Source organism: Streptomyces sp. NPDC054765, assembly GCF_053612065.1.
Genome location: NZ_JBSHBP010000012.1, coordinates 135,630 through 145,901 on the forward strand (window position 1 = coordinate 135,630; position 10,272 = coordinate 145,901).

Annotated in this window: 13 protein-coding genes and 2 pseudogenes; 9 read left to right on the plus strand and 6 right to left on the minus strand. The window is 68.6% G+C overall.

From position 1 onward, the window contains the following. Positions 1–98: 98 nt before the first annotated feature. Both ACWGJY_RS11190 and ACWGJY_RS11195 read right to left on the minus strand, forming a co-directional pair. Positions 99–716, minus strand: a pseudogene (locus tag ACWGJY_RS11190) (MFS transporter); the annotation flags it as partial. 136 nt (positions 717–852) lie between these two features. Next, positions 853–1,860, minus strand: coding sequence for an NAD(P)/FAD-dependent oxidoreductase (locus ACWGJY_RS11195; RefSeq protein ID WP_453260498.1), 1,008 nt, complete (start codon positions 1,858–1,860; stop codon positions 853–855). A 91-nt stretch (positions 1,861–1,951) separates the two neighbouring features. On the opposite strand from ACWGJY_RS11195, the gene ACWGJY_RS11200 reads away from it, so the two are divergent. The 4 genes from ACWGJY_RS11200 to ACWGJY_RS11215 all read left to right on the plus strand — a co-directional run bounded on the left by ACWGJY_RS11200 (position 1,952) and on the right by ACWGJY_RS11215 (position 4,972). After that, positions 1,952–2,566 carry a helix-turn-helix domain-containing protein gene (locus tag ACWGJY_RS11200; protein ID WP_453260499.1) on the plus strand — a complete coding sequence of 205 codons (615 nt, stop codon included), beginning with the start codon at positions 1,952–1,954 and terminating at the stop codon, positions 2,564–2,566. 131 nt (positions 2,567–2,697) lie between these two features. Next, positions 2,698–3,570: a class I SAM-dependent methyltransferase gene (locus ACWGJY_RS11205; protein WP_453260500.1), complete on the plus strand. Its 873-nt coding sequence runs from the start codon at positions 2,698–2,700 to the stop codon at positions 3,568–3,570. 168 nt (positions 3,571–3,738) lie between these two features. Next, positions 3,739–4,539 (plus strand): DUF1684 domain-containing protein, encoded by an 801-nt coding sequence (locus ACWGJY_RS11210; RefSeq protein WP_453260501.1) that lies wholly within the window; start codon positions 3,739–3,741, stop codon positions 4,537–4,539. A gap of 55 nt (positions 4,540–4,594) precedes the next feature. Then, positions 4,595–4,972 (plus strand): nuclear transport factor 2 family protein, encoded by a 378-nt coding sequence (locus ACWGJY_RS11215; RefSeq protein WP_453260502.1) that lies wholly within the window; start codon positions 4,595–4,597, stop codon positions 4,970–4,972. Positions 4,973–5,042: 70 nt separating this feature from the next. Here the strand turns inward: ACWGJY_RS11215 and ACWGJY_RS11220 are convergent, their stop codons facing one another. Further along, positions 5,043–5,228, minus strand: coding sequence for a hypothetical protein (locus ACWGJY_RS11220; RefSeq protein ID WP_453260503.1), 186 nt, complete (start codon positions 5,226–5,228; stop codon positions 5,043–5,045). Positions 5,229–5,281: 53 nt separating this feature from the next. After that, positions 5,282–5,929: a dihydrofolate reductase family protein gene (locus ACWGJY_RS11225; RefSeq protein ID WP_453260504.1), complete on the minus strand. Its 648-nt coding sequence runs from the start codon at positions 5,927–5,929 to the stop codon at positions 5,282–5,284. A 637-nt stretch (positions 5,930–6,566) separates the two neighbouring features. Between ACWGJY_RS11225 and ACWGJY_RS11230 the strand changes: the two genes are divergently transcribed. The 3 genes from ACWGJY_RS11230 to ACWGJY_RS11240 all read left to right on the plus strand — a co-directional run bounded on the left by ACWGJY_RS11230 (position 6,567) and on the right by ACWGJY_RS11240 (position 7,286). After that, on the plus strand, positions 6,567–6,737 hold the full coding sequence (locus ACWGJY_RS11230; protein ID WP_453260505.1) for a hypothetical protein: 171 nt from the start codon (positions 6,567–6,569) through the stop codon (positions 6,735–6,737). Next, positions 6,734–6,874, plus strand: coding sequence for a hypothetical protein (locus ACWGJY_RS11235; protein ID WP_453260506.1), 141 nt, complete (start codon positions 6,734–6,736; stop codon positions 6,872–6,874). Before ACWGJY_RS11230 ends, ACWGJY_RS11235 begins: the two co-directional genes overlap by 4 nt. Before the next feature lie 211 nt (positions 6,875–7,085). Next, on the plus strand, positions 7,086–7,286 hold the full coding sequence (locus ACWGJY_RS11240) for a hypothetical protein (protein ID WP_453260507.1): 201 nt from the start codon (positions 7,086–7,088) through the stop codon (positions 7,284–7,286). A gap of 293 nt (positions 7,287–7,579) precedes the next feature. Here ACWGJY_RS11240 and ACWGJY_RS11245 read toward each other — a convergent pair whose 3' ends face one another. Continuing rightward, positions 7,580–8,599: a zinc-binding dehydrogenase gene (locus ACWGJY_RS11245; protein WP_453260508.1), complete on the minus strand. Its 1,020-nt coding sequence runs from the start codon at positions 8,597–8,599 to the stop codon at positions 7,580–7,582. Between the two features lie 61 nt (positions 8,600–8,660). On the opposite strand from ACWGJY_RS11245, the gene ACWGJY_RS11250 reads away from it, so the two are divergent. Beyond that, a complete protein-coding gene (locus ACWGJY_RS11250) occupies positions 8,661–8,969 on the plus strand; it encodes an ArsR/SmtB family transcription factor (RefSeq protein WP_453260509.1) in 309 nt (102 codons plus the stop codon). A 56-nt stretch (positions 8,970–9,025) separates the two neighbouring features. Here ACWGJY_RS11250 and ACWGJY_RS11255 read toward each other — a convergent pair. Next, positions 9,026–9,499, minus strand: a pseudogene (locus ACWGJY_RS11255) (transposase); the annotation flags it as partial. 35 nt (positions 9,500–9,534) lie between these two features. On the opposite strand from ACWGJY_RS11255, the gene ACWGJY_RS11260 reads away from it, so the two are divergent. Next, a complete protein-coding gene (locus tag ACWGJY_RS11260) occupies positions 9,535–9,840 on the plus strand; it encodes a hypothetical protein (protein WP_453260510.1) in 306 nt (101 codons plus the stop codon). Positions 9,841–10,272: the final 432 nt, after the last annotated feature.

Sequence of the window (10,272 nt, forward strand, 5' to 3'; positions counted from 1 at the left end):
GAGGGGTCGTGGTCTGCGATCTGCAGGGCGAAGGTGACGAGCCGCAGCTCGCGGATACCGCGCAGCGTTCTCTAGCCCTGCCAGGCCATAACGTCGTAGTCGCGGGAGTTGGGCACCGACTTCAGAGTCATCGCCAGCGCCACGACGACCAGGACCACGGGCAGCACGAACAGCCAGCGCCAGTCGGCGACATCGACCAGCAGGGCGGAGAGGAACATACCCAGGATGCCGCCGCCGGCGACGCCGGTCCACACACCGATCGCCTTGCCGCGCTCCCCCTCGGGGAAGGTGGCCGTGATGACGGCCAGCGTGACAGGCATGATCATCGCGGCGCTGATGCCGGCGGCCACACGGGCGGCGATCATCACCCCGGCCGACGGAGCGAGTCCTGCGACGACGCTGGCGGCGCCGAAGATGATCAGGCCGGTGATCAGCATGGGCTTGCGGCCGAGCCGGTCACCGATCGCTCCGAGCGGCAGCAGCAGCGCGGCCAGGGCGAGCGTGTAGATGTTCATGATCCACAGGACGGTGTTCTGCGAGGCGCCGAACTCGACGGCCATGTGGGTCTGCGCGACGTTCAGCCCGGAGACGGAGGCGATGACGGCCATCAGCGCGATCGAGACGGTGATCAGGATCGCGCGCAGCTGACGCGCATCCGGCGTTCCCCCGCCGCTGACCGGAGCGGTCGCCGTCTGAGGAGGCTGGTTGGTACTCATGGTTTCCTTCCCAAACGGGCATGCGGAATCAGCGCCGGGACAGGGCCGGTCGCCAGGTTGGTGAGTTAGGGACTTGCTCACCGCGCGGACCGCTGGATGGCGGTCCGCGCAGTTGTTCAGCAGCGGGCCTTACGTGTCAGCCGGTGGTCTTCTGCGCGGCGGCGAGCGCGGCGTCGGTATCCGCCGTGGCCAGCACGGCGTTGATGTGGGAACCGGCCAGGGCTCCGGCCGCAGCAGAGGCGCCGACCTGCGCGGTGAGGTCGGTGGCGTTGCCGGCCACCCACACGCCCGGGATCTCGGTGGTGCCGGCCATGGCGGAGGCGAAGCGGCGGCCCATGTTGTCGGGCAGGTCCTCAATCGGCAGCTTCAGCCCGTCCAGGCCCTCGGTGCGGGCCTGCATCCGTGTGGCCACAGCCAGAATCCGCCGCCCGACAAAGGTGCCGTCGGTCAGGCGGACGCCAGAGAGGGCGCCGTCGTTGTCGTTGACGACTTCCTGGACGTCGGTCTCGATGATGCGGATGTTGCGGGCGGCGAAGCGGGCGCGGGTGTCCGCGTCCAGGCCGGTGCCGCGGGTGAAGTAGATAAGGTCATCCGTCAGTTGGCGGAACAGCCAGGCGTGGTGGATGGAGGCGGGGCCGGTGGCGAGGATGCCGATGGGCTCGTCGCGCACTTCATAGCCGTGGCAGTAGGGGCAGTGCACCACGCTGTGGCCCCAGTGCTCGGCCAGGCCGGGCACCTCGGGCAGCACGTCGCGCAGGCCGGTGGCCACCAGGACCCGGCGCGCCGTCAGCGTGCGGCCGTCGGCCAGGGTGATGGTGAACCGCAGGTCGCCGTCCGTAGAGGGGGCGGCGGGTTTGGCCGTGGCCACTTCCCCGAAGACGATCCGGCCGCCGTACTGGCGTACCTGCTCGCGTCCGCGCTTGAGGATCTCGGGCGGCGGGGTGCCGTCGAGGACGATGAAACCGTGCATGGCGGCGGCGGGGGCGTTGCGCGGGGTGCCGCTGTCGATCACGACGACCGAGCGGCGCGAGCGGGCCAGCATCAGCGCGCCGTTCAGGCCCGCGGCGCCGCCACCGATCACCACGACATCCACGGTCTCGGTGGGCAGTGCATCGCTCTCGTAGTGGGAAGTCTGCGCAGACATCTCGCGCCCTTTCGTCGTACGTGGCCCCCGTGCTGGACCATCTGTATTCGACGTTGAGCCCACGTTGCATCAAGGGCATACGATGTTGCCTATGACGCAAGGAGATGGGCAGCTGGACAGCCTCGTACGCAAACGGATCCGCGCGCTGCGCGTCGCGCAGGGTTGGTCCCTGGAGGAACTGGCCACCCGGGCCAACCTCAGCCAGTCCTCACTGAGCCGCATCGAGAACGGTCAGCGCCGCCTCGCCCTGGACCAGCTCGTCACCCTTGCCCGCGCCCTGGACACCACCTTGGACCAGCTCGTGGAGAACGCCGCCGACGACGTCGTCATCAGCCCGATGATCGATGGCACACATGGCCTGATGCGCTGGCCCATAAAGGGCGACCCCGGTATGAGCGTGATGCGTCAGCGGATGACCGACCCGCCGCCCGACAACCCGGCCCGCATGCGTGCCCACCCCGGCCGCGAATGGCTCGTCGTGCTATCTGGCACGGCCATCCTCATGCTCGGCCACCGGCGCTTTCGCATCGAGACCAACCAGGCCGCAGAGTTCCCCACCATGATGCCGCACGCCATCGGCGCCGAGGGCGGACCATGCGAGATCATGGGCATCTTCGACCGCGACGCCCGCCGCGGCCACCAGAAGGACGCCGGCGCCGACGGCTCCGAAGTCGACTGCACGGGCGCCCAGGGTCCCTGCGAATAACGGGCCGCAGCCCTGCCCAAGCCCCTCGGCGAGGTGGGCGATATTGCGTGGCGGGCAGCACGCCAAGCCACCTTCTTGCGCATTCCGCAAGCAGCCGTGCTGTAGGCGCATGGCAGGCTTACGGTGCAGCCATGACCCACACGCATCAGCACACCCCCCACCACGGCGAAGGCGGTCACCACCCCGGCCACAACAGCGATCGCGGTCAGGCGGAGATCCTCGATCTGGATGCCGAGGTGCTCGCCGAGCACATAGCGTCCATCACGGCCTGGCTGCCGCTGAAGAGCGAGCCGCGCCAGATCGTGGACCTGGGCTGCGGCACCGGCGCGGGCACCTTCGCGCTCCTCGAGCGCTTCCCCGATGCGTACGTCACCGCCGTCGACACCTCGGCCGGCCACCTCCAACTCCTGCTCGAGAAGGCATGCGCCGCGGGTATCGAGGGGCGAGTCCGGACCGTCCAGGCCGACCTCGACACCAACAATTGGCCCGACCTCGGCACGCCCGATCTGGTGTGGGCCTCAGCTTCGATGCACCACATGGCCAACCCCGACCGCGCCCTGACGAGCGTTCGCGAACTGCTCGCCCCCGACGGCCTGTTCGCCGTCGTCGAGCTCGCGGGCTTCCCCCGCTTCCTGCCCGCCGACGCCCCGGAGAACCGGCCTGGCCTCGAGGAGCGCGCCCACGCAGCGACCGACAGCTTCCACGCCGAGCACGTTCCGCACCGCGGCGCCGACTGGGGCCCGATGCTGACAGCCGCCGGCTTCACCGTCGAGGACGAGCGCACCATCACCGTCAACATCGAAGGTGCACGCAGCGAAGCGATCGGCCGCTACGCGTACGGCAGCCTGCGGCGCATCCGCGGCGTCGCCGCCCCCGCCCTCAGCCCCGAGGACCTCGCCGCACTCGACGAGCTCCTGGATAACAACAGCCCAAACAGCCTTCTGCGCCGCGAGGATCTCGCCGTACGCACCGAGCGCACCGTCTGGGCCGCCCGCCGCGCCTGACGCCGGCGCAACCCAGGGTTGCCAGCCGGGCAGCCCCAGCACCCAGTTGCTTGCCTCATACGCAACCACCGCCTGCGCAGCGCCATGCGCTTCGTTGGGCTGAGCAACCATGCCCGCGCAGTGCTATCGCCGCGCCCCACAGCGCGGCGGAGAGGAAAGGGAGCATTGATGACCGCACCGCAGATCCCAGCCGACTACGAAGCCTGGCGCCAGGGCCGGTGGGAAGAGATCGCCGGAGCCAACGGCAAGGCCAAGGTCGCCGCCAACGCCAAGATCACCGACCCGGGCCCGCACACGCTTGCGGGCATCCCAGGCGAATGGCGCACCACCGAAGCAGGAGACCTGACCGTGACGGCCAACGCCGCCGACGGCGTGCAGGTAGCCGGCAGCCTGGTCGACGGAACCAGTCCCGTCCCCTCCGGCAGCTCCCTGGAGTTCCCCGGAAACCGGGTCGGCTTCGCCAGCGGCAAGGACGGCTCCTACGGCCTGGTCGTCATAGACCAAGGCCGCATCGAGCACACCGGACTCACCGGCATCGACACCTTCCCCTACGACCCCGCCTGGGTCTTCGAAGGCCAATACCGGGCAGCTCCCGCAGGGCGCCGGATCGAGGTTGGGCGGCTGACCAGCCCGCGCAGCACCGAAGCCATCCTGGCTCCCGTCGACCTGGCCGTGACCATCGACGGCGCCGAATACGTCCTGGCCGTCCTCCAGGACTTCCCCGGCCAGCGCCTGGTGATCTTCACCGACGAGTCCAACGGCGATACGACGCCCACCATCGGCCGCTGGCTGGTACTGCCGCTGCTGGAGCCCTGCAGCACCGTGACGGTCGACTTCAACAAGGCCACGCTCTCGCACCACCACCTGAACCCGGACGTGTTCGTCTGTCCGCTCTCGCCGCCCGGCAACCATCTGCCGATGCGTATCGAGGTCGGCGAACGCGCTCTGATCCACGCCGCCCAGAGCTGATACGTCCCACCCCTGCCGGAACCCATCAACGCACTCGTATCGAAGGAAGACCCGCATGAGCCAGGACCTGAAGGACACGGCCGTCACCTACCTCCGCGCACTGGAAAACCGCGACTGGAAGACGGCCCGAACCCTGTGCGCCGAGACGGCCACCGTCTGGCACAACGACGGCAAGGGCGAGCAGTCCATCGAGGAGAACATCGCCGGAATGGAGGGGCAGATCGAATCCATCGAATCGATGCGCTACGACATCCTGCGTCAGCTCTCCCAGCCGGGCGAAGTCCTCCAGCAGCACGTGGTCCACGTCGCCACCACCAGCGGCATCCGCGGCGAGGTCCATGCCGCCGTCTACTTCGGCTTCGACGACGCCGGACAGATCAAGCGCATTGAGGAGTACGCCAACTTCGTCCCCGTCGGCGGCCAGGACAGCTGACGGCGACAGCCAGCACACCCCCTCTCATTGTCACGGCGCACAGCGCGTGACGATGAGAGGGCGCTGCCGTTCAGGCGAGCTTCGGCGCCATGACCTCGAAGAGGCTCACCTGCTGCCCGGGGCTGCCGACCACCGGATCGGCAGCCCCGGGCACGAACCTGGCCGTTGGTCCGGGTGTGTCGATGACTTCCCGGTCCCCGCGGCCACGGACGGAACGCCCCCGTATGGAGTGCGTGATCCAGTGGGCGGCGGCCATGCCACGGCTGCGGGCGCCGGTGACGGAGCCCGCGCCAGCTGGCTGGTCCGGCCTCACTTCCGCCAGAACAGGTGGTGTGTCACGCCGCTCGGGCTGGGCACGACGTCCTGGTGGAACCGGTCGAGCAGCTCATCGGGGGACTCCCACAGCCGGGCCCCGGAGCCGAGCTTCGTTGGCGCGACCGCCACATGCAGGGTGTCGACGAGGTCGGCCTCGAGGAACTGCCGGATGATCGTGGCCCCACCGCCAAGCCGGACATCCTGGCCCTGAGCCGCCTCCTTCGCCTGGGCGAGCACCGCGGCCGGGTCGCCGTCGACGAAGTGGAACGTGGTGTCGGAGAGCGTGAACGACGGGCGCTTGTGGTGTGTCATGACGAACACCGGCATGTGGAACGGGGGCTCGTCACCCCACCACCCCTGCCACTCGTGGTCCTGCCAGGGCCCGCGCTGCGGCCCGAACTTGTTGCGGCCCATGATCTCGGCGCCGATGTTGCGGGCGTAGTCCCGCGTGAAGTAGTCGTCCAGACCTCGGCTGCCACCGGGTTCGGAGCGGCTGATGGGTGGGTGGTCGGTGGCAAAGGCCCAGGCGAGCAAGTTCCCAGGATCGGCATGGCCGAACGGCTTCTCGAGGCTCTGGCCCTCGCCGGCGCCGAACCCGTCGCTCGAGACAGTGAAGTTCTGGACCCGCAGCAACTGGCTCATGTCGCTCCTCCTGCTTCGCGCTTTCTGATCACTTGACGAACGGTAGACCAGCCGGGACGGGAAAACTCATCGCCGCATCGTGCAGTTCTCATCGAGCTCCCGCAGCCGCGCGCCGGGCGACGACTCCCCGGTGGTCGTCCCCCAGCGCGACCGCGTACGGCTCAGCGGGCGAGCGTCCAGCGGGAGCGGCGGGTCTTCCGGCCCTTGCTTTCGCCGCGGGCGGCCGCGGCCTGGCGAACCAGCTCCCGGTTGGCCACCAGCACCTCGATCACCTGGCCGTGCGTCAGCTCCGCCCGGGGAGCGGGCGAACAAAGGGCATCGACGATCCTCGCAACATCCAGCCGGCGCAGAACTCGGCAGCGACGGGCAGCGCGCCCAAACGCTTGGTCACCACGGACTCGATCACGCACTCCATACGGGGGCGTTCCGTCCGTGGCCGCGGGGACCGGGAAGTCATCGACACACCCGGACCAACGTTGACAGGCCCGTGTGGACACTGCCCGGCCCCGCCCGCTCTCCAGCGGAATCAGCGACCCGCGAAATACGGGACCAGCATCTGAATAGTGCAGGGTCGGAACACTGCCTCTTCACCAGTCGGAGCCCTCTTCACCCCCACCGCCCTCGCGCTGGAAGCGGTGTGGCCCGGCGTCCTGCCCGGCCTGCCGCGGGTGCGGGCATGGTCGCCCTCGCCCGCATGCGCCCCGACGACGCGGAGCAGTATCTCCAACGTCAACTGGCGGCGAAGGCCGCCAAGTTCCTTCCGGCTGCGTCGGCCGCCGACCATCCGTCCCCCGGAGAGACAGCATGAGTGGAACGTGGCTTCCTCCCGAGCAGTACCTCGCGACTCTGCCCAAAGCCACCGTCTACGGGTGCCTGTTCTTCACCGACGAGGCATACCGCCCGCTCCAACTGCGTGCTGCGCGCAACCCTGACCTGTGGCAATGAAGCACGGTTCGGCTGGTCGCGTCGAGCGACTCGGCGGCCGTCCGGTTCGACTCCGCGATCACAAGATCCAGCGCGGATAGTGGGATGGTCATGATCGAAATCTCCCTGTGGTGAGCTGCGACATGAAGGCGCGGGCGAGCCTCTGGACACTGTCTGCAACAGCAACGTTGAAGTCCGGCTGACGGCGGACGAGTCACGCTGGAGCGCGACCGTGTTCACCCTTGCCGAGGTCGAACGCCTCATGGAGAAGGGCTCCCGAACCGGCGAGGACCTGAACGGCCGCTACTTCTGGTGCTCCGACGGCCTCATCGTTCGAGACGCAGGCATCGACAACATCGCGCAGGTGCTGACCGGCCTGCTCGATTGTGGTGACTTCACGCAGGTCGTCTTTCAGTGGCTCAACGACGAATGATCGTCCGCCCCCATCATGAAACGGTCAATGAATCGCACCCTGCTCGGTGCATGGGCGTATGTGTGCCCCTACTCCAGATGTGCCGAAGCCCTTGCAGATTCCACACCTACAACTACCACCCGTGCCACCGCGCTCAGCGATCCGGCTTCCCATGACTCCCAGTGCGGACCCTGCCCTTGCTGGGAGTTCTTCGCATGGAGACGGGCTCTGATCATGGGGAGCCTCGCGCGCGAGGCGGAGGTCAGCCGCACCGGCAACTGGCAGCCGGCCCGGGGCCGAAGCGGCTGGGTCGCTCAAGACGAAGACGTCGTCCGGTGCGGTGGCTCGTCGAGGGGGTGCACGGCGATGGCGATCTTGCCCCGGGGGCGTCGGCGGTCTGCGCTGGCAGAGCCGCCTTCCAGCAGTGTGTGTGCCTGTGCGATGTCGGCCAGCGGTAGCACGGTGCCGATCACCGGGCGGAGTTTGCCCTGGTCGACCAGGCGGCCGAGGGCTTCGAGCTTTGCCCGGCCGGGGCTGACGAAGAGGAAGTGGTAGGTCGCGTTCACGCCCCACGCGGCGAGCAGATTCTGAGGTTCGGGGGTGTCGACGATGGACACCACGCGGCCTCGGTCGGCGAGGACCTCCGGGCTGCGGGCGAGGGTGTCCCCACCCACGGTGTCCAGCACGACGTCCACCCCGCCCATCGCGCGGACCTGCGGCACGTAGTCACCGGTCGAGAAGTCGATCGCGATGTCGGCTCCCAGTTTGGTGACGAACTCGTGGTCCCTTGCCCGCGCGGTGGTCACCACCTCGGCTCCCAGCGCGCTGGCCACCTGGATGACGGCCGAGCCGACCCCGCCCGCTCCGCCGTGCACCAGGACCCGTTCCCCGACCCGCACCCCGGCGCGTTCGACCAGCGCCTCCCACACCGTCACGCCCACGAGCGCGAGACCGGCAGCCTCGACGTGCGACAAGCGCGCGGGCTTGCGGTCGACCAGGGCCTGGTCGACCACGTGGAACTCGGCATAGGTTCCCTGCCCGGCGAACACCGGCGCCAGGTACCAGACCTCGTCGCCCGGCTGGAAGTCGTCCGCCCCGGGGCCGGTCTCAACCACCACGCCGGACACGTCGTTGCCGATCACCGCAGGCAGCGCTACCTGGTCGCGGTAGTCGCCGCGCCGGGTCTGCAGATCGAGGGGGTTCACGGACGTGGCCAGCACACGTACCAGCACCTGGCCGGGCCCCGGAGTAGGTCTTGGCACCTCTCGGGCGGCGAACGCGGTGTCCGCGTCACCGAAGCGGACGAGTTCCATCACACGCATCGAAGTCGACATGCGGCCACCATAGATCGACATATTCCAAATCGTCAATATGTATTTGGGCTACGATGAGCGCGTGTTCTCGGAGGCGGAGTTGCTGGCTGTGTTCCGGGCCCTGTCCAATCCGGCCCGCCGTCAGATGCTGGTGTGGCTCAAGGAGCCGATGAGCTTCCCCGGCCAGGAGCTCGACGACGTCGAGATCGGTGTCTGCGTGACCGACATTCAGCGGCGTGCGGGTCTGGGGCAGTCAACCACCTCGCAGTACCTCGCGATGCTGCGGCAAGCGGGGCTGGTGGTCGCCACCCGGCGGGGCAAGTGGACCTACTACCGCCGCGACGAGGCGAATATCGCCCGCCTCCTGGACACCCTGCGCGACGTGTTCTGAAGGGTGTTGCAGAAGGCCTGTCTCGGGCAGGCCGGAGTGGCGTTTGACCTGCTGTTTCACCGTTTCATGGCGAGGTTGTGCATGGTGGCGACGGCGTGGTGGAGGCCGTCGCCCCGCTGACGGCAGTCGCAGAGGATCTTCCAGTTCTTCATCCAGGCGAAGGCGTGCCCGACGCGGGCACGGACCCGGCGGTGTTCGGCGTCGCCCTCCTCCTGCCCACGTAGGAGCGGGCGTCCGGCCCTTCCGCAGTGCGGGACGATCAGCCCGGTGCCCAGGTAGGCGCCGTCCGCGAGCACGGTCGTCCCGGCGGCCGTGACCGGGAGGTCCGCCTCGCGCCAGACGTGGGCGTCGGCCCCGTTCCCCGGCGCAGGCCGAGCGGCAGTGACGACCAAGCGGCTGTCGGCATCGATGATGACCTGCACATTCGCCGAGAACCGGTAGTTGCGGGAAGAGTCGCCGACCTTCCGGTCGCGGACCGGGACGAGGGTGCCGTCCACGATCCACAGCCGGTCCACGTCCGAAACCGGCCGCAGCTCTCGACGGCATCGCCTGGTTCGCCGGCCACATGTTCGACAACTGGCAGTCCTGGGGCGCCCGCGACCTCGCGGTGATCGGCGACAGCCTCACCGGCGACGAGATCGCCGCTACCTTCGCTCAGGTCACGGGCACCCCCAGCACCTACATCCCGATGCCGCATGACGACCTGCGTGCCGCCGTCCCCGACTTCAGCCACGACTACGCAGCGATGTTCCAGTTCTTCGCCGACCGTGATCTCTACGCCCGAGACCCGGACATCAACTTCCTACGCCGCCTGCACCCCGACTTGATGACCTTCGAGGACTGGCTACACCACACCGGATGGACGGGATGACCACCCACCACGTCAAGTCCGAACGCGGGCACGCACGACAGGGCTCGTCGCTCCGGACCGGGGCCGACGCCGGCCTGAGATCTGGCAAACCTGGCGTGACACACCAAGGGCCAGCCCAGGAAGATGCCACGAGTTTGAGACCGATCATGCCGGCATCGCCGTGAGACAACGAGGCCCTGGTCGGAGGGGTGCCGTACCGCACCCTGCGCCGCCCGCTTCGGCAACTGGGGGCACTGCTCGACGCCTCCGCGCTGCAGCCGAGCCGCACCGCCCGTAACCACCTGCTGCGGCCGGCCCACTCACAGGGCGTGCCGGCCCGGCGGGTGGACGAGGTCATTGAAGCTTCCCCTTGTGACTGGACACCTGGAGACTGGGACATGAGGTTCCAGAGGAAGTAGTGCCAGGTGGGTAGTCAGTACTCCAAGCGGTATT

Bases quoted from the DNA above. Each gene is read 5' to 3' on its own strand.
- ACWGJY_RS11195 (WP_453260498.1), bottom strand. From the start codon at position 1,860: ATGTCTGCGCAGACTTCCCACTACGAGAGCGATGCACTGCCCACCGAG.
- ACWGJY_RS11200 (WP_453260499.1), top strand. From the start codon at position 1,952: ATGACGCAAGGAGATGGGCAGCTGGACAGCCTCGTACGCAAACGGATC.
- ACWGJY_RS11205 (WP_453260500.1), top strand. From the start codon at position 2,698: ATGACCCACACGCATCAGCACACCCCCCACCACGGCGAAGGCGGTCAC.
- ACWGJY_RS11210 (WP_453260501.1), top strand. From the start codon at position 3,739: ATGACCGCACCGCAGATCCCAGCCGACTACGAAGCCTGGCGCCAGGGC.
- ACWGJY_RS11215 (WP_453260502.1), top strand. From the start codon at position 4,595: ATGAGCCAGGACCTGAAGGACACGGCCGTCACCTACCTCCGCGCACTG.
- ACWGJY_RS11220 (WP_453260503.1), bottom strand. From the start codon at position 5,228: ATGGCCGCCGCCCACTGGATCACGCACTCCATACGGGGGCGTTCCGTC.
- ACWGJY_RS11225 (WP_453260504.1), bottom strand. From the start codon at position 5,929: ATGAGCCAGTTGCTGCGGGTCCAGAACTTCACTGTCTCGAGCGACGGG.
- ACWGJY_RS11235 (WP_453260506.1), top strand. From the start codon at position 6,734: ATGAGTGGAACGTGGCTTCCTCCCGAGCAGTACCTCGCGACTCTGCCC.
- ACWGJY_RS11245 (WP_453260508.1), bottom strand. From the start codon at position 8,599: ATGTCGACTTCGATGCGTGTGATGGAACTCGTCCGCTTCGGTGACGCG.
- ACWGJY_RS11260 (WP_453260510.1), top strand. From the start codon at position 9,535: ATGTTCGACAACTGGCAGTCCTGGGGCGCCCGCGACCTCGCGGTGATC.